Origin of the sequence: Fangia hongkongensis FSC776 = DSM 21703, from assembly GCF_000379445.1 — a bacterium.
GTDB classification, from domain to species: Bacteria; Pseudomonadota; Gammaproteobacteria; order Francisellales; family Francisellaceae; genus Fangia; species Fangia hongkongensis.
The window spans coordinates 158052-181544 of sequence record NZ_KB902239.1 but is presented as its reverse complement, the minus strand read 5'-3'; the positions used below and the strand labels follow the sequence as shown (position 1 = coordinate 181544).

At 39.0% G+C, this 23493-nt stretch carries 19 protein-coding genes; 2 read left to right on the top strand and 17 right to left on the bottom strand.

Going from position 1 to position 23493, the window contains the following annotated elements; genetic code table 11:
• Nucleotides 1-6: 6 nt before the first annotated feature.
• The 9 genes from hflC to A37Q_RS0100875 form a co-directional block, all read right to left on the bottom strand.
• Nucleotides 7-933, bottom strand: coding sequence for a protease modulator HflC (hflC, locus tag A37Q_RS0100915; RefSeq protein ID WP_018298379.1), 927 nt, complete (start codon nucleotides 931-933; stop codon nucleotides 7-9).
• Entirely contained in the window at nucleotides 930-2012 is a 1083-nt protein-coding gene (hflK, locus tag A37Q_RS0100910; RefSeq protein ID WP_018298378.1) for an FtsH protease activity modulator HflK, read from the bottom strand. Before hflK ends, hflC begins: the two co-directional genes overlap by 4 nt.
• 36 nt (nucleotides 2013-2048) lie before the next feature.
• Nucleotides 2049-3347, bottom strand: coding sequence for a ribosome rescue GTPase HflX (gene hflX, locus A37Q_RS14290; RefSeq protein WP_018298377.1), 1299 nt, complete (start codon nucleotides 3345-3347; stop codon nucleotides 2049-2051).
• A gap of 82 nt (nucleotides 3348-3429) precedes the next feature.
• Entirely contained in the window at nucleotides 3430-3798 is a 369-nt protein-coding gene (hfq, locus tag A37Q_RS14285; RefSeq protein ID WP_018298376.1) for an RNA chaperone Hfq, read from the bottom strand.
• Nucleotides 3799-3972: 174 nt separating this feature from the next.
• The gene (locus A37Q_RS0100895; protein WP_154648592.1) at nucleotides 3973-4494 is read right to left on the bottom strand and encodes a hypothetical protein; all 522 of its coding nucleotides are present in this window, start codon (nucleotides 4492-4494) and stop codon (nucleotides 3973-3975) included.
• Between the two features lie 184 nt (nucleotides 4495-4678).
• Nucleotides 4679-5500, bottom strand: a complete 822-nt coding sequence (locus tag A37Q_RS0100890) for a cyanophycinase (protein ID WP_026196435.1) — start codon at nucleotides 5498-5500, stop codon at nucleotides 4679-4681.
• A gap of 22 nt (nucleotides 5501-5522) precedes the next feature.
• Nucleotides 5523-7220 (bottom strand): Mur ligase family protein, encoded by a 1698-nt coding sequence (locus A37Q_RS0100885; protein WP_018298373.1) that lies wholly within the window; start codon nucleotides 7218-7220, stop codon nucleotides 5523-5525.
• An 18-nt stretch (nucleotides 7221-7238) separates the two neighbouring features.
• Nucleotides 7239-10058 (bottom strand): cyanophycin synthetase, encoded by a 2820-nt coding sequence (gene cphA, locus A37Q_RS0100880; protein ID WP_018298372.1) that lies wholly within the window; start codon nucleotides 10056-10058, stop codon nucleotides 7239-7241.
• A gap of 236 nt (nucleotides 10059-10294) precedes the next feature.
• A complete protein-coding gene (locus A37Q_RS0100875; protein ID WP_018298371.1) occupies nucleotides 10295-12004 on the bottom strand; it encodes a hypothetical protein in 1710 nt (569 codons plus the stop codon).
• A 676-nt stretch (nucleotides 12005-12680) separates the two neighbouring features.
• Between A37Q_RS0100875 and A37Q_RS0100870 the strand changes: the two genes are divergently transcribed.
• The gene (locus A37Q_RS0100870; RefSeq protein WP_018298370.1) at nucleotides 12681-14033 is read left to right on the top strand and encodes a hypothetical protein; all 1353 of its coding nucleotides are present in this window, start codon (nucleotides 12681-12683) and stop codon (nucleotides 14031-14033) included.
• Here the strand turns inward: A37Q_RS0100870 and A37Q_RS0100865 are convergent.
• From A37Q_RS0100865 to grpE, 5 genes are all read right to left on the bottom strand, one after another.
• The gene (locus tag A37Q_RS0100865; protein ID WP_018298369.1) at nucleotides 14021-14665 is read right to left on the bottom strand and encodes an O-methyltransferase; all 645 of its coding nucleotides are present in this window, start codon (nucleotides 14663-14665) and stop codon (nucleotides 14021-14023) included. The two genes, A37Q_RS0100870 and A37Q_RS0100865, sit on opposite strands and share 13 nt — an antisense overlap.
• A gap of 114 nt (nucleotides 14666-14779) precedes the next feature.
• Nucleotides 14780-15718: an alpha/beta hydrolase gene (locus A37Q_RS0100860; protein WP_018298368.1), complete on the bottom strand. Its 939-nt coding sequence runs from the start codon at nucleotides 15716-15718 to the stop codon at nucleotides 14780-14782.
• A gap of 106 nt (nucleotides 15719-15824) precedes the next feature.
• On the bottom strand, nucleotides 15825-16961 hold the full coding sequence (gene dnaJ / locus A37Q_RS0100855) for a molecular chaperone DnaJ (protein WP_018298367.1): 1137 nt from the start codon (nucleotides 16959-16961) through the stop codon (nucleotides 15825-15827).
• A gap of 161 nt (nucleotides 16962-17122) precedes the next feature.
• Nucleotides 17123-19075, bottom strand: a complete 1953-nt coding sequence (dnaK, locus tag A37Q_RS0100850; protein ID WP_018298366.1) for a molecular chaperone DnaK — start codon at nucleotides 19073-19075, stop codon at nucleotides 17123-17125.
• Nucleotides 19076-19151: 76 nt separating this feature from the next.
• Nucleotides 19152-19763 (bottom strand): nucleotide exchange factor GrpE, encoded by a 612-nt coding sequence (grpE, locus tag A37Q_RS0100845; RefSeq protein WP_018298365.1) that lies wholly within the window; start codon nucleotides 19761-19763, stop codon nucleotides 19152-19154.
• Between the two features lie 303 nt (nucleotides 19764-20066).
• Between grpE and mltA the strand changes: the two genes are divergently transcribed.
• Complete coding sequence (gene mltA, locus A37Q_RS0100840; protein WP_026196433.1) at nucleotides 20067-21188, top strand: murein transglycosylase A; 1122 nt, start codon at nucleotides 20067-20069, stop codon at nucleotides 21186-21188.
• A gap of 12 nt (nucleotides 21189-21200) precedes the next feature.
• On the opposite strand, the gene A37Q_RS0100835 is transcribed toward mltA, so the two are convergent.
• Genes A37Q_RS0100835 through greA form a run of 3 tightly spaced genes read right to left on the bottom strand, consistent with a single transcriptional unit; the run spans nucleotide 21201 to nucleotide 23216 of the window.
• Nucleotides 21201-21764, bottom strand: a complete 564-nt coding sequence (locus tag A37Q_RS0100835; RefSeq protein ID WP_026196432.1) for a DUF4823 domain-containing protein — start codon at nucleotides 21762-21764, stop codon at nucleotides 21201-21203.
• A gap of 57 nt (nucleotides 21765-21821) precedes the next feature.
• On the bottom strand, nucleotides 21822-22730 hold the full coding sequence (locus tag A37Q_RS0100830) for a DMT family transporter (protein ID WP_018298362.1): 909 nt from the start codon (nucleotides 22728-22730) through the stop codon (nucleotides 21822-21824).
• A gap of 3 nt (nucleotides 22731-22733) precedes the next feature.
• Nucleotides 22734-23216, bottom strand: a complete 483-nt coding sequence (gene greA, locus A37Q_RS0100825; RefSeq protein ID WP_018298361.1) for a transcription elongation factor GreA — start codon at nucleotides 23214-23216, stop codon at nucleotides 22734-22736.
• Nucleotides 23217-23493 lie beyond the last annotated feature (277 nt).

Genomic DNA, 23493 nt, shown 5'->3' with positions numbered 1-23493 from the left:
GCTATTTTAAGAGGTTGCTAGCGGCCTTTTTACATTTGTATTAGACGCAAGCTGGTTTGGATCAAAATGTTTAAAAAACTTGCCCTCTGGCTTCAATATAAAGACATCTCCTTCTTTATTATCAAAGCTTGTCTGGTAAGCACGCATACTACGCCAAAAATCGTAGAACTTTTCAGACTGCGCATAAGATTTAGCATATATGTCAGCCGCCTCTGCAAGCGCCTTCGCCTTAATTTCTTTTGCATCACGATCTGCTGTTGCCAAAGTAATTGTCACAGTCGCATCGGCATTCGCACGAATCGACTCAGATAACTGCTCACCTTGCGCACGAATCGACGCTGCAACCTTCTGACGCTCTGATCGCATTCTTTGGTAGATAGAATCTGTCACACTCTCTGGAAGATCAATCTGCTTGATTCTGACATCAATAACATCAATCCCGATTCGTTTTGCCTGTGCACCCACGCTCTTTGTCAAAGTCTGCATCAGCTCATCACGCTGGTTATTAATCAGCCCTTGAATATCTGTTTTACCTACTTCAGCACGAAGCGATGCTTCTAAAAATTGTTTTAATAATAGCACTGCTCTTGCATCACTCCCTGCAACACTTCTATAGTACTGGGAAATGTTTGAAATTTTCCATTCAAGATAAGCATCAATAATCACATCTTTTTGCTCATTTGTCACAACACGCGACTCATCCACTGGCAATGTTCTTAAACGCATATCATATGTTTTCACCTGTTCAACTAGCGGAATTTTAAAGTGTAGACCCGGCTGATACACTTTCACTGTTCCATCAGGGTTTTTATTAAGCTCCCCAAGCTTCAAGATAACTGATTCTGTGCCTTGAGTCACTCTAAAGACCGAGCTAAAAAGGACAATCACCACGATAATAACTAAGACGATAAGCGCCATCATTTTATTACTCATGACTTACCTCCTGTGTTTGAAACGGCAAAAGGCGTCATGTTTTGACCATAAAAAAGATTTTTCGCACCATCTCCATCGATGATATACAGTTTATTTTGCTTGAAGATATTTTCCATAGTTTGATAGTAAATCTGACTTTCAATAATGTTTGGATTACTCTTATACACAGGTAATAACTGATTAAAGTCAGCAACGTTACCTTGCGCTTCCAAAACAACTTTTGATTTGTATGCACGCGCTTCATCTAAAATTCTTTGAGCCTTACCTTTGGCAACTGGAATCACTTTGTTTGAATAACTTTGCGCCTCATTTTGCACACGCTCTCTATCTTCACGTGCTTTAATCACATCATCAAAAGCACTTTTCACTTCCTCTGGTGCTTTTGCAGGTTGCATAATTACCTCATTGACTAATATCCCAGAGTTATATTTTTTCAACAAGCGCTCAAGTTCCGCCTGAACCTCTTGGGTAATTTGCGTTCTTGAGGTTGTTAAAATTTTCTCTAGCTTATTCTCACCAACCACCTGGCGCACTGCACTTTCTAATGATTGGCGCAATATCAACTCTGGTGAAGTTGTTGCAAATAGGTAATTCTCTAAATTGCCAACACGATATTGTACAGAGAATGAAACATGCACAATATTCTCTTCTGAAGTCAGCATCAACTTATCAAGGCTAATACTATTTAACACTTCCACATCTTTCTTGATCACTTCGACAAAACCAGGCGGATGCCAGTGAATCCCGGGGCCTTCAATGCCTGCGAATCGACCAAATTTAAGCACAGCCGCCTGCTGGGCAGGTTGTACTACATAGATACCCATCAACGCCCAGATAATAATGATAAGGGCAATCGCTGCACCAATAATGCTCTTAATGGGCAATGGTTTTTGTGACTTTGCATTTCGAGAATAAATACTTTCTCTATCATTATGATCATCACCTCCACCATTTGACCCTGAAGGTGGTGGCGCATTATTTTTTTTGCGACTTTTGCCTAAAAAGCGGCGAATAGCCTCTTCTAAATCAGGCGGGCCCTGATCTGATTTTTTATTCAAAGATAAGAATTTCAAACCCATAAAGTATGTTCATTTTCGGTTACGCTCTCGTTACTACTAATGTTGACTAAAATTTGCCATTAACTCAAGCTTATTCATATGAGAAATTGCATCAAAATCACTTTTAGCAATCGTAATTGCAAGTTGGTAATTGCCATCATCTGCAATTTTCTCTTTTTCAACCACACCGAGGGCATATAATTGTGCGCGCACTTTTGCTTTTTGTGGCTCAAGTGTTAGAACACCTTTTAACCAATTTTGGTTAAAGTGCCGTGCAATCGCTTCAAAAAGATAATCAATGCCTATTCCTTCTTTTGCCGATAGATACACATCGGCAGGCTTATCTTCATGATAATGAATATCTGGGTGAACACTCTCAAGTCTATCGATTTTGTTATAAACAATTAACACTGGCTTTTCATGTGCATTGATTTGCGTCAAAACACTATTAACCTGCTCAATATAGGAGATATATTCACTATCAGCATAATCAACAACATGAACCAAAAGATCCGCTTCAATTGCTTCCTCTAGCGTTGCACAAAAAGCCTCGACTAAATCATGCGGAAGATTGCGAATAAAGCCAACTGTATCAGACAGAACAACCTGACCCAACTTGGGAATATGAATTTGACGTAAGGTTGGATCCAAAGTTGCAAAAAGTTGATCTTTTGCAAGCACATCCGCGCCTGAAATATGATTAAACAAAGTTGACTTTCCAGCATTGGTATAGCCCACAAAGGCAATTGTTGGCACTTTGTTTTTCTTACGCGAGGCACGTGATAAGCCGCGCTGTTTTCTCACCTTATCAAGGCGTTTTTCAATCTGAGAGATGCGCTGTCTTAAAAGACGCCTATCAAGCTCAAGCTGCGTCTCCCCTGGGCCACCTCTAACACCAATACCACCCTTTTGGCGCTCCAAATGCGTCCAGCCTCTCACAAGTCTTGTTGCAGCATAATTTAACTGCGCAAGCTCAACTTGCAATTTACCTTCATGAGTTTTGGCCCGCTGTGAGAAAATCTCTAAAATCAATCGCGTGCGATCAATCACTTTACATGACAGTAAAGTTTCTATATTTCTCTCCTGAGAGGGCGTAATACTATGATTAAAAACGATAAGATCAATGCCACCTTCTTTGAGCTTTTCACTGATTTCATCCAGTTTACCACGACCACAAAAGTACTTTGGATCTGGGTATTTTCGATTAAGTGAAACAACTTCCTTTACCTGCCAGTTGGCAGCATGGACAAGACCTTGAAGCTCAGAGAGCTCAGCATTTAGTTCAGGATTTGAAGAGAAATTAATATCGACAAGAAGACAACTCTCACCGACTTTATATTGCTGAAAGATTTCCAAAAATAATAACCTAGAATAAAGATACTGTTATTTAAGTTGCCTATAAGTAAGTCATACTCAAATAACCGATAAAATATTAAACTTATTGCTCTCTTGGTGTATTTACTTCAACAGGTTCTTCAACTGCTTCAGAGTAAGACTCTTCATAGTTTTCTTCTGTTGATTCGAAATCATCATCAAGTAGCTCATCCTGCTGTGCATTATGCTTCTGGTTATGATGCGGATTGTAGTTACTATACACTAAACGCACTGCTTTTGCTGGCACGATAGTTGAAATCGCATGCTTATATACCATCTGATTAACGCTATTTCTAAGTACAATCGCAAACTGATCAAATGCCTCAATAAACCCTTGCAATTTGATACCATTTACCAAGTAGATAGATACAGAAATTTTCTCGCGTCTAAGCGCATTTAAAAACGGATCTTGCAAAGATGAGATTCTAGACATGTATTATATCCTCTTTTTATTATAATTTATTGTTATAATTGCTCGTGCTGTCTAGCAGCATCTAGCGGGCATTCTACCATCAATCCAGCCAATAAAAAAGAAATTTACTCATTGAGAGAGTATTTTTAACTTCCAGTTTAAAACCGCCATGGTGAAATAGAGATTTATTCAACTTCAGGCTATAGCTGTTTCTTTTTTTATTTTCTCACTGATAGATTTATCTTCAAACTTTTCATGGCTGGCAATCTCTTCCTTATACCAAAATAAAAATAATTTCAGATCATTTATGTTTGCTATTGCTCCATAGAATATCAGGTAACAAACCAACACCATTATGACAATAATAATAATTGCCAGACACTGTAACAGCACACCCAGTGAGAACTTAGCAAGCATTGCACCAATTAATGCAATAATAACCGTAATGACAAATGCAAACATAGGATGAGCAAAAATATTAAGTTTCTTATACATCTCTTCCTTTTCCAAGCGCTCAATAAAATAATCGACATCTGTTGTGGTTAAAGCGATAGGCTCCCTCTGAAGGAAAGTGCAAAATAAAAGATATCTTGTGCTACGCCACCCAATTTTCTCCTTTTTATAAAATACTTTTTGCCAATCAGCCAAATGGTAATGAGCAATAATCCTTTTATCAATCAAAGAAACAGAGTATGGAATAAATAAGACTATTGACAAAGAAATTATAAAGTACGTATATGTAGGTAAAAAAAACATCATTCCGAGCACAAAGAAGCAAGCAATTATTTTCAAATAATCGCTTAGCCGAAAAAAAGACTTACATACAAATAGAAAACCGCTTTTTTTATATACATTAAGTACTTGATAATACCCTTTACTTCTTCCCTTCAAACACATACTCCTAATTATTCAATGTCACCTCATGAATATTGGTATCATATTTACTACCACTTAATAATAGATGCATGCGAATTCCAACAAGGCTAATAGGATCATTATCTCTGGCATGATGCATTGAAGAGTGCTCTAAATGTGACATATCAATAATGGTCAGCATGCCACTACCTACCGCTTCAATCACTCCATCTGGGCCTAAAAAGGCCGCGGTATCCTCATCGATACCCACTCCAGTGACAAATGGGTTATAAGATAAGGCGGTTAACAGCCTCCCCAAACGATCACGCTGTGAGAAGTGCTGATCCACTAACATTTTATTAGTCAAGCCAAGCCCTGGCGCAAGATTAACCATATTATAGCGAGGCATAAAACCAGTATCACCACCTGCAATCATATGCTCAGAGATAAATGCAGCTCCCGCTGAGGTTCCTGCAACATGTGTGCCTTGCGCATTTTGACGCCTTATTGCTTGTGCTACTTTTGTGCCACCCAAGGTAGTTGACAACAAAAGCTGATTTCCACCTGTCATGAAAATGCCTGTTGCCTTATCTAAATGCTCAAGATAATCTGCATTTTCGGTATCAGCCCTTGATTCAATTTCAAGGCTCACTGCATTTTTAACACCAAGACTATTAAATACTTTAACATATTCACTGCCTGTATCTTTTAGCTTTGATGCCGTTGGGATAATTGCAATATATGCATCCTTCCCACCAGATAACTCAACAAAACGTTGTAAAACTTCAGGGGAGGCGAGCTTATCTTCTCGCCCTCCAATAGGAATAATATAGCCTCTTTGCGCGCCTTCAACCGTTGGTGCTGGCATGGGTTTTTTCTCCTTCGCTTCTTCAAACATACTTCATCACCGTGTGAATCACAGCCTCAATATTATCATGACAACAAAGCACTGCCACATCATTCTCACATAGCGCTGCAAGCACGATCTCAGCACCTGCAAGTTCATTGTCAACGAATTGTATATTAGCGTTATTTACTCCATGTGCAACCAATGAATTGCTTATTTTTTGTGGTATTTCGCCTAATTCTGCACCTCTTAGGTAGTCCTTAAGCTCTTTTATGTAGATTTTATCTGGCTGATATTCACAAATCACTTTAGAAACATCATCGATTAAATTCAAGCGATTACCTGTCGTTCCAATCATAAGATAAAGCTTTGAGGCACCAGTCATATAACATTTAGCTAATGATAATATTGCCTCCATACTTGCAGGATTGTGCGCAAAATCCACAATCGCCTTTGCACCTGATTGCAGTTGATAAAAGTTCCCGCGACCAAGGTTTAGGTCTGCACTATTTTCAAATTGCATCAGTGCGCGAGTTATCTCATCAAGCTCACAGCCAAGTGAAAAAGAAAGCGCCATCGCATTTAATGCATTTTCAATATTATGCTTAGCAAAGCCCTTCATCGTAATCGGAACATCTTGAACAGCAATAAGTGTTTTTTTCTCTGTTTGATTTTGATAGCAAAAAAAGCCCCCCTCAACAAAAAAAGCATGATCATTGCTTGAGAGCAACTTATTAGCACTTGTAGATAAAGCATGTTGTGAGATGAAGATTTTTTTGCCTATGTGGGTATTTGCCTTCTCAGATAAAAACGGATCATCAAGATTGATAATTGCATAACCCTCTTCCCCTAGCGCCTGATAGACAATTGATTTAGCTTCAAGCAAATCTTCCAAGGTTTCCACACCATCTTCAGACATGTGATCAGCAGAGATATTCGTGACACATGCAGCGCTAACATGGCGCTCAACAAGACCACGCTTTAAAAGACCACCGCGAGCAGATTCCAATACAGCGAGCTCCACCTTAGGATTAGTCAACACAAACTGATGACCTGTTGGACCAGAATAGTCACCATGATCCACAATATCATGACCGATCATCACCCAATCGGTTGACGCATAACCTGTGAACTTCCCTGTCGACTGACAAATAAAATGTATCAGCCTAACCGTGGTTGTTTTACCATTTGTACCAGTTACAATCACCTGCGGAATATCAAAGACATCTTGCCATGGAATGCTTGCAACACCCTCATGGTTTAAATCAACCTTATAGCGGCCAATACCTGAACCAATATATGCAACATCTTCTTCCCTAAAAACATTCAGCTGTAGTGAGGAGGCTTTTTGATACAAATCACGATAAAAAATATTGCTCTCTTTTTGTATTGCAGGCAAAAGACTTTCTTTGGCTTCATGTAGCGTCTTGCCCACGCCACCATAAAAACGATCAATCGCTGATGCCCAGATAAAATCAATCACATCACAAGCTCCAAGCAAAATGTCACTGGGTGCTGACAGCGCCAAGCGTATCCCACTTTGATATACTTTATACGCAATCTTATAGTCAAACCAAAGCGATGAGAAAACAGGCATAATTCTTTTGACTTCATCTTGCCACAGTATCACAAGCTTATCCTGATCGGTTGTCACCTCAACATCCAGCACGGTGCCTGTATCATTGAAAAAAAGATTCGGCCCCACTAGACGCCTTGAGTAACCTACATCGATTGTATCCATCGAAGCTCCTGATTTTAATTAATCTGCATCTTCACTGTGCACTTCTGCCAAGCGTACACCACGCTCATCACTAATCACTCCTTGATTTAAAATTTCAGCGATTTCATTTGCCAGTGAGGTGTCTTCTTCAAAGCTAATTTGAGAGGCTTCTTTATACTCTTCAGCTGTCTCTTGTTCTTCTTGATACACTTCCTGATTAAAATGCACCACCTGCTTCCAAGAACGCGTAATATTATCAGCAAAAATCACCAAAAGATCATTGGCTCTAGCAAATGCTAATGCTTCATCAACACTGTGTTTTTCATCCTCAACAATAGTAATTTGCTCTTCAGCCACACCTGATTGGATAAGCGCGGCTTTTAATAACTTAGGCACTTCAGAATAGGCTCTACCTCTTAGTGTATCATCTTGGCGGCAAATGAAATAATCAAAGTGCCCTGCCACTTCTTTTGCAATGGCGGCAATATCTTGATCACGTCTGTCACCCGGCGCAGCCAGAACACATATTTTTTGCCCTTTGACCTCTAAGCGATCGACCAGCTTAGCAATTGCTCTTACCGCCGCAGGGTTATGTGCATAATCTAAAAGCACTTTAAATGGATGATTTTCAAACCAATTCATTCTTCCCGGGGTTTGGAAGAACGAGGTCGCAAAGGTACGAAGTCCATTTTTAATATCATCAAGACTCATTCCCATACTATAACAAATCGCAACTGCAAACATGGCATTTTGTACGTTATGCAGCGCTTTGCCTTCCATTGTTGCTGGAATCAAATGGGTCCATAAAACAGGCATATGAATATGATTATCAAACAGCGTAATCATATCTCCATTAACACCCTTTTCAATAATAGCGGCTTTCCCACCACGCCTGATATGCTCCTTAACAAGTGCATGTTCTGGGTTCATTGTCACATACATAATGTGCTCAGCCTTTGTCGTTGCTGATAGACGCAGACAATGTGGATCATCTGCATTTAAAACGGCTGTATCTCTTGCAGCATCTGTTACAATACGCTTTACATGAGAGAGTTCCTCTAAAGTATTAATTCCTTTCAGTCCCATATGATCTTCAGTGATATTCAAACAAGCACCAACATTGCAATAATCATAGCCCATACCACTTCTTAATAACCCGCCTCTTGCTGTTTCAAACACAGCCACCTCCACAGAAGGGTCTCGAAGCACCATTTGCGCAGATTTTGGACCGGTCATATCACCTTGTGCTGTTAACTTGCCATCAACATATACACCATCTGTTGTTGTATAGCCTGTTTGCTTGCCGGCACTTTTCCACATGTGCGCAACCATGCGTGTCGTCGTTGTTTTACCATTTGTACCGGTAATCGCAGCAATAGGAATGCGTGCTTTTTCTGTATCAGGGAAAAGCATATCAATTACGGCACCAGCCACATCACGAGATTCTCCCTCACTTGGCGCCACATGCATTCTAAAGCCAGGCGCAGCATTGACTTCACAAATGGCTCCACCAATGTCTCGATAAGACTTTGTAATATCCTGAATGAGAAAATCAACACCCCCAACATCAAGACCAATAGCATTAATCGCCCTTTCTGCCATCTCTCGGTTATCTGGATGCACCACATCAGTTAAATCAATCGCTGTGCCGCCAGTTGAAAGATTAGCCGTTTTTCTAAGATAAAAGATCTCACCTTCTGCTAAAATACTCTCTTTTGTATAGTTTGCTTTTTCCAATAAGCTTACGGCCTGATGATCAAGTTGTAGTTGCGTCAGCACTTTTTCATGCCCAACACCACGCCTTGGGTCTTGATTCACAATATCAATCAGCTCACTAATTGTATGTTTACCATCGCCAGTCACATGACCTGGGACACGCTTAGCAACAGCCACAAGCTTACCATCAACAACAAGCATTCTGTGATCAAAGCCTTCTATATACTGCTCTATAATCACCCATCTGCCATGCTCTTTAGCAACATGATATGCTTCAAGTAATTCCTCATCTGTTTTGATATTAATACTAATCCCACGGCCATGATTACCATTAAGTGGCTTGGCAACAAGCGGATAACCCAAACGCTTTGCAGCCGAAAGGGCATCTTTTTCATAACGCACGGTGCGCTGCTTTGGCACTGGAAGTCCAAGGCCATCTAAAATAGTATTGGTTTGCTCTTTATCACAAGAGATTTCAACAGCAATATGCTTTGTTTCGCTGGTAATGGTTGCTTGAATGCGTTTTTGGTATTTCCCATGCCCAAACTGTACAAGGGAATGTTCATTTAAGCGAATATAAGGAATGTCTCTTTTAGTCGCCGCATCAACAAGCGACCCTGTACTTGGGCCAAACTCTTTGCTTTGCGCAAATTTAATAAAGCGAATTTTCTCCTCTTCAAAATCAAAATCATCATCGGTAACATTCAGCTTTTCTTTGAGTGCCTCGGGTAAAAGTGACAACAATAAATCTTTCGCTAAACGACTTGCTCTGAGCCCAACATCTTTTTGCTTATATTCAAAAACCATATTGTACTGACCATGCTCACCAGTAGATCGTGTCCGCCCAAAGCTAACATCACTGCCTGCAATATCCTGAAGCTCAATCGCCACATGCTCCCAAATATGCCCCATCCAAGTTCCCTCACCTTCTTTGAGGCGGCGAACAAACCCACCTTTTTCACGGTAAGAGCAACCATGTTCATAGAGTCCTGGTAAAGCACTAATTAGCCTTTCAATAAAAGCATCGCCTAATTTCACTGATGGCCAATTCTCTAACTCACCCAAATCAATCACATGACGAATCACAGGGAAGTTTGCATATAAATTGGGACCTTGGTATACATTGGTAGAGATAATTTCCATGACAGTTTGCCTTAATTCATTTTCTAGACACTCAAATCATCATAATACAAATATATAGCGAGGTATATAGGTGATTACACCTTTAATTATAAGGGGTTGCAACTTATTCAAAGATGAAAAGTTATTACACAAAAACTGCTGTATTTTAGCTGCAGCTTTCTATTCAGCGCACTTTTATTTCCAAGTGTATACTAATCTCATATAGCATCTAAAGTTGAGCCTTAATATGGTACAATTTAGGCATCCGCTAACAAGTGATAATCATCACGAGAGAAACGATCTTTGCCATGCGCATTTCTCTGAGGTATTCTACTTTCAAGAATGTGTAACTCTCCATGTGCTGATATATCGACACGGCACTTCCTAGCCATTGCTAACTCGAGCATCTGACTCACTTCTTCTACACGCTCAAGATTTTCTAATAACTCCTCGGCACTATACTCCATAAACATCATTAAACGCATGCACATTAACTCTTCAACATACTCTATACTTACACTGTCAAAATCTAATATAGCCGGAGTCAGCATATCATACTTATGCGTCATCGCATTAATCCATATTCCCAAATAACCATACTGTGTTGTAAGGTATGCTAAATGTTCTGCTCGATATTTATCAGGAACATATTTCTTAATGCCAGATAAAGACAACTCCTTGGCAAGAGCATAGCCAGTAGAGCTAACACCCGTATTAATAACACCTCGCTGCCTAAATGCCTCTTGCACAATACTTTGAATAAACTCAGCTGTATTCAAATCATTAAAGCTAAGCCTTTCTACTCTTTGAAGAGCTATTTCAAAGTTTTTGAATTTCTTCTCTTTAAAAAGTACAAATGATCCTTTACCTCTTAAGTTCTGCACAAGCTCACCTAGCATTTTTCTTAAGCTCTCATCATTGATTAGATAAGGGCTATCCTCTCTCAGAGCTCTAGCCACACTATATTCAGGAAGGTCTTTTGTTAGCTCATTTTGATACATGTGAATACTAAAAGTTTTACCACAAACCGGATATTCCTGTTGTTCTAACTGAGGTGGGAGTCTCTCTATCTCAAGATGACGAAAATCGTTTTTCATAAAAAGCGCTACATCCTTATTAAAGGAAGTTAAAAATTTCGCCACTCCACCTCCATGTTTTTTAGCCCTACTACAAACAAAAACTCTTGTTTTAGTAACAATGCTAAAAGTTGGAATAATCTGTTTCATAAACAAGCTATCATAATGCCCAAGATAGATTACGGCGCATTTAATATTATGACAACGCTTCAGATTGCCAGCCTCAAGTGCGTTTGACCTAAATGGGAGAAAGTTTAGTGCTGATTTTAGTTTTCTCATGGTAACAAAATTCCCAGGCACCGGCTCCATTGCAGAAATATACACAGGTATTGCTCTGAGTTTATAGTCCTGATACAGCATATCTGCCAATATAAAACTCATGACACCTCCGCGGCTAAATCCACATAATATAATACTTTCCAGCTCTTCAGGCTGACAGTCGCCCGCTATAGCACTTGGATATATAGCAAGGTGCTCTGGAAGCCTTTCACTGGCACCACGCCTATCAGCACAGGTATATTTGGTACCAACACTAGCGCCTAACTCTCTTAACCTTGCTGCATAGCCCTCAACGTTGTCCCTCATACTAGCACCTGCAAAAAACATGCTTTTCATCCATGCTGCATCATGCTTAACATCTACAAAAGCCGTCCTTCCCACGCTACCTGCCGGACTATTACGGTCTTCAATTCCAGTAATAGCACTGCTAGCTGAAACACTCTTTGTAGTTCCCGGCGCTAAAAACCTGAACCATGGAGTGTGATAATAAGCACATCCAGGAACCGTTAAAACTATAGTTTTACTATCCCCTCCTTCAACACATAAATTTCTAATAATCGATCTATTAGGGCCATAAACATTAGTACCACAAAAGTATATTACTATTTTCATATCAATAAAATTCCTTATCCTTGAAGCGTCAAATCCATAACATATAGCTAAGCGCTATGCGCCAAGCTATTCATAAACCTAATATCTACAACAAATCTTGTCAACCCCGAGGAGGTTCGCTATTTTGACTGATCTAACATAATTGGCTCAAAAACCAAACACCATTAGTCTATATAACTAAAAAATCTACATTTTGTGAAATCAAGCTTCTTTCCTTAACACACATCTAAAGAGCAAATATCTAGACTGCGAAGTAGAGTATTGCACAAATGCTGTCATGCCTATTATGCAAAGTGTACTTTTTAAAACATTTACCTTTATCCTATATCTAAGTTGACCCAAATATAAACATAAACACACAGATAAGACACAAGAACCCCCTTTTAAATAATAAAAAACTTACACCTTTTACTACCTTAAAATAAAAATCCAGTTTTTTTAAAATATTAACGTTTTCGTGTTTTATAGTATGACAAGAAAGTTTGTCTAAATACTTAGCTTCACCAAAGCATAAATACTTGTTATTCTCTCATTACAATAAAGTTCACCATACCAATGGTAATTGAAGTTTAATGCGCGCTTACAGAAATCATATCCAGCAATTTATTTACTACATGCAAAGAAAAGCTTCTATTTAGATAACATCTAAATGGAACACACAAGGGAGGGGAAAATAATGATTCAAGGAGAGCTATCCTTTAGTCAAAAAACTTTTTTATTACTAACACATGGCAAAGCGCTCACCATACTTTGGCTAAAGAACCTTATTACTCAAGCTTCTTTAGTTCTTGTCAGCATCTATATTGCAAAATCAATCGGTCAGCATAGCAAAGATAGTTATCTAGCCTACAGTTTATTATCTCAGATAAACCTAACTGCTTATGTGCTGATCAGCTATGCCCTGCAGACAATTTACCCTGTACTTGCAAAAGCAATTCACCAAAAAGACACCTACATCTATCAAGCCGTCATGCACTCTGGCGTCATTGTTGCTATTACATATGCCATTATCATTATAGTCATAGAGCTATCAACACCGTATTTCCTGCTTCAATTAGACTACCCCACAAACTTAGTTACACAGATGAAGCAACTTGTCTTCGCGCTTATTTGTTACATTCCAGCCGCATATATCATATTAATATATCGCGCACAAATTTCACTACACAACAAAGCTGGGCTCTTTACAATCATCACACTACTTGCATCCATTACATCACTAAGCACCATTGCGCTATTAAACCTAACGGGGTCTGCAACACCTAGTTTAATTCTTATTCAAAATGCAGTCATTACATGGCTAGCATTATACATCACCAGAAAAGTTGGGCTAAAATTTCACAAAGTTAAGTGTAAAGTCAGCTTTAGGGTATTATATAAGCATGCTAGAGATATTTTTATTGCCAGCTGGCAAGTTGCGCTAGTGTTTTTGATTGATAACCTTATTTTCTTATCTTCACTTTTTATTATTGTAACGTATCATTACTCTCTATCTCCGCTTTACAGCGTTGCCATATTTTGGATTTTCACTTTAAGTGTTGTTCCAGCTACCCTAGCACAGTCTGTTTTACAAATTATTTCTCAGCAAAATAAACAGCAAGGAAAAGACTCTAACCTTGTTCAGACGTTAATATTATCCATTTCACTTGCAACCATCATCGGCATTTTCTATTGGTTATGTTTTTATTATTTTGGTCACTACTTCTTTCAGTTAATTCTTCCTGATACTAGTTATATAACCCACCATACTGATACAATAGTGCAACTATCTGCCTTTTGTAGCGCTTCGCTGTTTTTTCTGTCCATATTATCAAATATTGCAGGGGTGCTAAGAGCGCTTGGGAAAAATCTTATCCCAATGCTGGCTTCCATAATTGGTTTTCTTGTAATAATTATTGCATTCTTTCTGCTCAAGAACACGATAGAGGCACATTTTGAAGCCACATTATACTTTGTAATCCTTTGGAATATTTTTGCACTTATAGCCTTATCCATTTATCTTCTAAAAGTAATCCGTCACTTTTTATAGATAATATTCAATCCATGGCGGATGGGCAATAGCATATTATCCACCTCAGGGTGTGAAGCAATATATTTATTAAACACATCCAATGCTTTGGCTCTTTTGTCTTCTGGATTCAAAACCTCTTTACGCCACAGCACATCATCGACAATAATCACTCCACCTGTTTGAAGTTTTGGCAATAAGAGATCAAAATACACTGTGGTCTGTTTTTTATCCGCATCAATAAAGATAAAATCAAGATCATCTGGGAGCAATGAAATACTCTCTTTGGCTTCACCGATAAGAAACTTGACCTTGTCTTCAAAACCATTTTTTTCAATATGCTTTTTGGCAAGCTTATGACCTACCTGATTTTTTTTATCCAATGTATAAATAACAGTATCACTATCTGTTACCTCAGCCATGGCTAATGCTGAAAGCCCTGTATAAGTCCCCACATCAACACAGCGCTTTGGTTTTTGCAAACGGATAAAAAACTGCAGCACTTTTACTACTAACGTTTCAGATAACATCTGTGCACCACTGACACTTGCATAGGTTTCTTCTTTTAATGCAATAAGCCGAGGAGAGTTGTCCTTGGTGTGATCAAGCGCATATTGCCAAATCTTTGGGTCTGTTAATTCATTTTGCTGCATATAGGTAGAGTTTAAATTGATACTATTCTTAAGGTCATTATTTTACTGTGATCTTATGGAATTGTCATTGCATAGTCGAAGTAGCACTTGTTTTTTATATCCCTGCCGGGTTTATCAATTACTTGCATGCCCCCTCAGCAAAGCTAATTGCTTATGGGTATATTTCAATATCACTTTGAGCGCTTTTTCTGACTCCTCAAAAAAGCCCAAAAGCCCGATAAATCCATGAAACATAGATTCATCATAGTAACTTATTACCTCTACATTATCTCTTTTTAAATCTTTCATATAAGCATTAATACTATCAATTAATACATCATGTGTTGCTGCAATAACCAAAGTAGGCGGCAAGCCTTTGTGTGATGAATATAAAATAGGTGAGCATTTTGGATTTTCATTATCTATCGAATTTTGCGCATAGCTCTTTTCAAAAAGCCCCATCCAGTCAGCAGTTAGGTGATATTTGTGATCATTAAATCTCTGATGACTTTCATATTTGTTTAGTAAATCAGGTGCTGGATAAATCAACACCTCGGCGCATGGCAAGGAATACTCTGTATTCATAAGCTCATGACAAACAACTGTTGCAAGATTCCCCCCTGCACTATCTCCCATAATAACGATTCTACTCGCATCGATGTCATACTGATGAGCGTTCTTTAATAACCATTTATATCCTGTCAAACTATCCTCAACTGCGCAAGGAAAAGCCCACTCAGGCGAAAGGCGATACTCCAATGAAAATACATGAATATCCCCATGAAAACTTAAATATTCGCAAATATGATCATAGCTTTCAATAGAGCCAAGGCACCAGCCTCCACCATGAATAAAAAAGATAGCGGCATCCGATTTTTTTCGCGGAGCATAATGACGAATTGTAATAAAATCAAACTTGATATCCGTTTTTTCAATGCCTAGTTTTGGCAAGGTTTTGAGATATTCCTCGGACTTCTCTTTAAAAAATGCTCGCTGATCAGCAATGGGCATTGATTTGATTTTACGAATTTCAGGTGTGTCAATTAACGCTTCAATGTGTGGATGATAAGTCATATATTCCCTATGCATATATAGCCAATCATAAACTCCTTCACAAAGTTCATAGTTGGCACAAGCTCAATATAACTATAACTTAGCAGAGAATTTTAAAATATTGCGATTAATTACCTGCAAAAAACTCTTTCACATTATCAAACCATGATTTTGACTTTGGTGCATGGTTATGATGCTGCCCCAAAGAATCTGCAAATTGGTCTAAAAGCTCTTTTTGCTTGGCATTTAAGTTAACCGGCGTCTCAACCGTCACTTTACACATCAAATCACCCATCGAGTTGCCACGAAGTGCCTTAACACCCTTACCTCTTAATCTAAAGAGCTTGCCTGTTTGTGTCTCTGCTGGAATCTTTAACTTCACCTTACCATCAATGGTTGGCACATCAAGCTCGCCTCCAAGACAAGCTGTTGAAAAGCTAATCGGTACTTCACAATATAAATCAGAGCCATTTCGCTCAAAAATAGCATGTTCTCTCACATGCACTTGTACATACAAATCTCCTGCCGGCGCACCATGTTCACCAGCTTCACCTTCACCAGAAAGGCGAATTCTATCTCCAGTGTCCACACCTGCTGGAATTTTAACTGACAGAGATTTTACATCTTCTTTACGCCCAGTTCCATGACAAGAGCGACAAGGATCTTTAATGGTTGAACCAGCACCATGACAACTTGGACAAGTTTGCTCCACGGAGAAAAAGCCTTGTGACATTCTTACACTGCCAGCACCATGGCAAGTAGCACAATTTTGCTTACCACTTCCACCGCTACCATGACAGGTTTTACAATTTACATACGTTGGCACTTTAATCTTTTTCGTCACGCCGTGTACAGCCTCTTCCAATGTAATCTCAACATTATATTGAAGATCAGAACCTCTTCTTCCCTGTGCTCGCTGTCTTGAGCCACCTTGAGAACGTGACTGACCACCGCCACCAAAGATATCGCCAAAAATATCACCAAAGATATCACCAAAACCACCGGCCCCAGCACCGCCAAAGCCACCTTGACCACCACCTTGGTTAACACCTGCATGGCCAAATTGATCATAGGCTGCACGTTTTTGCGGATCACTTAAGACTTCATAAGCCTCTGAAGCTTCCTTAAACTTTGCCTCAGCAGTTTTGTCATTTGGATTTCTATCTGGGTGATATTTCATTGCAAGTTTACGATAAGAGCGTTTCAGCTCTTGCTCTGTGGCGCTTTTTGACACGCCTAATATTTCATAATAATCTCTTGGCATCGGTGTTAACCATCTTTATTTGTTGTTTATTTTGCTGCTCATTGGCATAAGAGAGTTAAATTTTACTATTTAAATCTTTAATGACAACGATTAAATTAAAATCAATATATAAAAAATGCGGGGCTTTCCCGCATTTTCAAGTGATTTAGAACATAAAAAGATTATTTATCTTTTTTATCATCTTTTACTTCTTCGAACTCAGCATCAACAACATTGTCATCTGCTTTTTGCTCCTGAGCACCTGCACTTTCTTGCCCCTCTGCACCTTCAGGCTGAGCGCCCGCTTGTGCTTGCTCTTGATAAGCTTTTTGTGCAATTGGAGAGAACGCTTCTTCCAATGCTTTTGTACGAAGCTCGATATCTGCTTTATTATCAGTCTTAAGCACTTCCTCTAGCGCTTTTGCTGCTTCCTCAACTTTTGCTTTCTCTTCATCAGAGACTTTATCGCCAAGCTCAGAAATAGACTTTCTCGCACTATGTAAAAGTGTATCACCTGCATTTCTTGCTGTAACAAGCTCATGGAATTCTTTATCTGTATCCGCATTTGCTTTCGCATCTTCAACCATTTGGTTAATATCGTCCTCAGATAAGCCACTAGATGCTTTAATGACAATCGTCTGCTCTTTACCAGTTGCTTTGTCTTTCGCTGAAACATTCAAAATACCATTTGCATCAATATCAAATGTTACCTCAATTTGCGGCATACCACGTGGTGATGGTGGAATATCTGATAAATCAAAACGGCCTAATGATTTGTTTGCTGAAGCCATTTCACGCTCACCTTGAAGCACATGAATAGTCACAGCTGGCTGGTTGTCTTCTGCTGTTGAGAACACTTGAGATTTTTTCGTTGGGATCGTGGTGTTGCGTTCAATCAGTTTGGTCATCACACCACCCATTGTTTCAATACCTAAAGATAGCGGTGTTACATCAAGTAGCAATACATCTTTTACATCACCAGCTAATACACCCCCTTGAATAGAAGCACCAAGTGCCACAGCTTCATCCGGGTTGACATCACGGCGTGGTTCTTTAGCAAAGAAGCTTTTCACTTCTTCTTGCACCTTAGGCATACGTGTTTGACCACCAACCAAAATAACATCAGAAATATCAGATACTTTTAGGCCTGCATCTTCAATTGCTTTTTTGCATGGAATAATAGAACGCTTTACTAAATCTTCTACTAATGATTCAAATTTAGCACGCGTTACTTTAATGTTTAAATGCTTAGGTCCTGTTGCATCTGCTGTAATATATGGCAGATTCACATCTGTTTGCTGTGCAGATGAAAGTTCAATTTTTGCCTTCTCAGCTGCTTCACGTAAACGTTGTAACGCCAAAGTATCATTGTGTAAATCAATACCACTTTCTTTTTGAAATTCATCAATAAGATAGTTCATCAACGCAACATCAAAGTCTTCACCACCTAGGAAAGTATCTCCATTGGTCGCAAGTACTTCAATTTGGCTATCGCCATCAACATTTGCAATTTCAATAATAGACACATCAAATGTACCACCACCTAGATCGTATACCGCGATGGTTTGATCTGCTTTTTTCTTATCAAGACCATAAGCTAATGCCGCAGCAGTTGGCTCATTGATAATACGCTTAACATCAAGGCCTGCAATTCTACCGGCATCTTTAGTCGCTTGGCGTTGTGCGTCATTGAAATACGCAGGAACCGTAATCACGGCTTCAGTCACCGTTTCACCTAAAAAGTCTTCTGCTGTTTTTTTCATTTTGCGAAGTACTTCTGCTGATACTTGAGGCGGTGCCATTTTTTTATCTTTTAGCACTTCAACCCATGCATCACCATTGTCAGCTTTAATCACTTTGTATGGTACTTTTTTAACAATGTCATCTTGCACAACTTTTTCATCAAACTTACGACCAATAAGACGCTTAATTGCATATAGTGTGTTAGTTGCATTTGTAACAGCTTGGCGTTTTGCCGCTTGCCCTACAAGGATCTCGCCGCTTTCTGTGTAAGCAACGATAGATGGCGTTGTACGTCCACCTTCTGAATTTTCCAACACTCTAGCTTCTTTGCCATCCATTACAGCCACACAAGAGTTGGTTGTTCCTAAATCAATTCCGATAATTTTACCCATTTTTTACTCCTTAATTCATTAACGACAACTTATATGCCGTCAATCACTATTTTTTCAAGTATTTATTTCAATCTTTTTAACTATTTTTTACGACAACAACACGCGCAGGTCGCACGATACGATTATTAAGCTTATAGCCTTTTTGAAACACATCCATTACTTGGTTGTCGTCAAACTCAGGGTGCGGTTGCATTGCCATCGCTTCATGTTCATTTGGATCAAACGCCTCTCCTTGTGGATCAATTTGCTCTACACCAAATTTTTCCATGGTATCAACCAGCATCTTCATCGTGAGCTCAACACCTTCTGCCATCGATGTGACACCTTTTGCCATTTCTTCGGCATTTTGCGCATGAGCGGCGGCTTCAACTGCTTTTTCCATACTATCAAGAACCGGCAAAAGTGCATTGGCAAATTTCTCAAGGGAATATTTATGCGCACTTTCCACATCTTTTTGTGCTCTTCTTCGAATATTCTCCATCTCAGCATGCGCTCTTAGTACTGAGTCTTTTGCTTCAAGCACTTTTTGTTCATTCGCATTGATTTTCGCCTCAAGCGCATCAATTTTAGCCTTAAGCGCAGCGTTTTGATTGTCAGTTGCATCTACTTCATCTTGTACAGCTGCCATCTGCTCAATCTCTTCATTGATACCTTCTACCTTCTGGTGTGATTTTTTGTGTTTTGTCATTTTCCACCTATCTGTTTGATTTATTCAATCTGAGCTTAACTCAGATACAAATCTATAGCTTCATCTACATTTTTCCAGCTTCTTATCAAAAGAACTGTAGAAATTTCTTATACGGTGTTAGAAGTGATGGCAGTTATATACTTTTCAAGTCAAAATCTAAATTTAATTTAAATAAATTGCACTTTAGCAGCATTATCATAATAATTAAAAGCTGATACAGATGAGAGACTAACGGTAACTGCCTTGTTACACTTATACCATAGAGAAAGGACATTCAAACCAGTAAAAAAGTCATCTACTCGCTTGGCGAAGCTACTCTTATACGCCTTGAGTATTTCTTTATACACCAATCAATTACATGCAGCTGCAGCCTTTCCACCTGATACAAATGTGCAATATATTCCTGTGAAATACAGCCAACTGAACGGCTGGAAAACAGCCGAGCAACTACACTCTTATTATGCGCTTGAAAATTCCTGTAAGAGTATTATTAACAGCAGCAATTACGACAACACATGGCTCAATGCCTGTAAAGCAGTGTTAAACGCTAACATTAATACAAATCAACAAGCAAGAGCATTATTTGAGCGCTATTTCACCCCCTATCTTATTAAAGATAACAACACAACCAAGGGACTTTTCACAGGCTATTTTGAGCCGTTTTTACAAGGCAGCCTCACGCCCTCAAAAGTATATAATATCCCTTTGTATAAAACACCAGAGGAGCTTGTCAGAAAGAAAATTAATGGCAAAATACGTTATGGTTATATGGTTAAAGGCAAACTTACTCCCTTTTATACAAGAGAAGAAATCGCAAATAACCCTAACCTAATTCCTAAAGAAGATGTTCTTCTGTGGGTGAAATCTCGAATCGATCGTACTTTTTTACAAATTCAAGGCTCAGGGCGAATTATTCTACCAGATGGGAAAAAACTCCTTGTTGGATATGCAGGGCAAAACGGTCAACCGTATCGCCCAATTGGTCGCTATCTACTGCAAAATAAGCTGGTTCCTCGTGATCAAATCACAATGCAATCCATTAGGGCATGGCTTGAAAATCATCCCACACAAAGAGATAAAGTTTTAAATTTTGACCCTTCCTTTGTATTTTTTAAGTTTGTTGATCAAGAAAATCCCGTTGGTTCACAAGGCATTCCGCTGACACCTGGCTACTCACTTGCTATCGATCCGAAGTACTATCAATACGGCACCCCTATTTGGCTTGATACGACTTATCAAACACCCGATAAAAAAGAGAACAAGCTTAATCGGCTCCTTATTGCTCAAGACAGTGGTGGTGCAATCAAAGGGCCCATTCGTGGTGATGTATTCTGGGGCAATGGTAAGCTCGCGGAATACTATGCAGGCCACATGAAGCACAAAGGCTCAATGTACATTCTACTACCCAAAGCAATAGATAAATAAAGATTAAACCACTTAAACAAAAACTGTTTTTGCTACTGAGGATAGCGGCTTTTCTAAAAGCTCCATCGGTGTTTTTTCATATCCTGGCATCCTTGAGCTTTCCCCTGTTATCTCAACTGAATCTAGCATCGAGTTGGTTTTAAGTGAATAAATCTTGAGGGTTAATGATACCTTGTCTGCAACGCCAGTAAAAAGCGTATAACTATCAGTCCAACTCTGTATTCTAGGCAATATAAAAAGCTCATAGCCTTCTTTTTGCGCCTTTAGATATTCAACACGCGCACTTTGATAACTATCCGCCTCACCAAGTTTCCCAAGATAAGGTTTAAAGCATTTGGTAATAACTGACATTGTTTGCTTTGCACTATCTACATAGATTTTATAATCATCATGTCCTTCATTTGGATAGGCAATATAAGCAGATGAACCTTTTGGCACTGTAACAGGCTTATCGTCTTGGTATTGTACAGTTGATGTTCCAGAAGCAACAGTATTCTCTATTGAACTTGAAACAACCTCATTTGTACTTGCACATCCTGTAAGCAAGAAGGGCAAAATCAACAGAACTTTTTTCAAAATGATAATTTTACAAATTAACCATGAAAATAGTATACAAAATATGACTCTAGCACATCAAGCACTTTTAGCGCCTTGTCGAGATTTAACAATATACTTCAAATAACTTAAAAATGGCTCAACAGCAATAGAAAGCAAAATCAAAAGGCATGCCACAACCATTCTTAATGTAATATGGTCATTCATAATCAAAACACCAAGAACACTGCCAAAAAGCGGAACAAGGTAATTTGACAGCGAACAGAAACCAGCTCCTGCACGTTTGATTAAATAGACATAAAGCACATAGACAAGACCGGAGCAAAACACACCTAAAACAACCGAAGTTGTTACCGGTATCAATGGAAAATGTAAATCTGATAAATTCCCCTGCGCAAGGTTAATCACAAACATAATCACAGTCCCAAAGGCAAATGCATCGCGAGACAAAATAAATGCATTTTCCTTTGGCATGCTCTTAATCACAATAAGCGCACCTGCAAATGAAAGTGATCCAAGCAAAATCGCAAGTTTTGGAACAACTGAGCCAGAAAGACCACTTGAGAGTAAATCAGGCGCGAGCAACACCAAAAGCCCAATAAATCCAACAATCATGGCAACAAACTTTGAGACACTTGCCCGCTCGACTTTAGTAAGCATAACTAAAAGCAAAGTGAAAAAAGGAATAGTTCCCATCAAAATTGATGCCATGCTTCCGGTTAAAAACTGTTGTGCCCACATGACTAAGGTAAAAGGAATTACCACTTCCAAAACGCCAATTGAAGCCACTTTAACCCAATCAGTTAAAGAGCGCGCATTGGATCTTCGTATATTTAAAATCAGACAAAATAATACTAAAAAAACAACCGCATAAAATGTACGAAATAAAGCAAGCTGCTCTGGAGAAAAGGCAATAAGTGAGGCATCAATCAGCACAAACTGCGCCCCCCAAATTGCACCGATTAATAGGAGTAACAGATAATTCATAAATTAAAGGTACTCCACCGAGATAATCTCATAATCTGTAACGCCAGCAGGTGTTTTTACTGCCACCTCATCACCTTCTTCTTTACCAATCAATGCGCGCGCCAATGGCGAGCTGACAGAAACCTTATTCTGTTTAATATCTGCCTCATCCTCTCCAACGACCTGATAGCTTATCTCTTCTTCACTCTCTACATTAAAAAGCATCACTGTCGCACCAAAAATCACCTTTCCTGCATTGGCAATTTTAGTGACATCTATCACCTGTGCATTTGACAGCTTGCCTTCCAGCTCTTTAATTCGCCCTTCAATAAAACTTTGCTGCTCCCTTGCTGCATGATATTCTGCATTTTCCTTTAAGTCACCATGCTCTCTTGCCTCAGCAATAGCCGCAATAACCTTAGGTCTTTGAACACTTTTTAAATCTTTTAACTCATCTTTAAGCGCAAGCTCACCTTGCACAGTCATAGGAATACGTTGTGTTACCATTTTTCTTTCCACTTAGTCTATTTACGCCTTTTCATAGAAACTTAAAACCAACCCATAGTCAGATTGGTTAGAATCTATTGTAGAAACGAGCGTTACACATTTTGGCATCCTTTTCGTAAGAACTCTAAGCTTAACACTTAACGACAAAACAACCATTTTGCGCACCGCAAGTTAGACGACTGTTTTAACAGCCAAGCGAGTATTATAACGAAAATTGCCACAAGAGAAACCATAAGGTTTTTAATTTTTAGATTTTCCTGCTATCCAAGCAGTACTT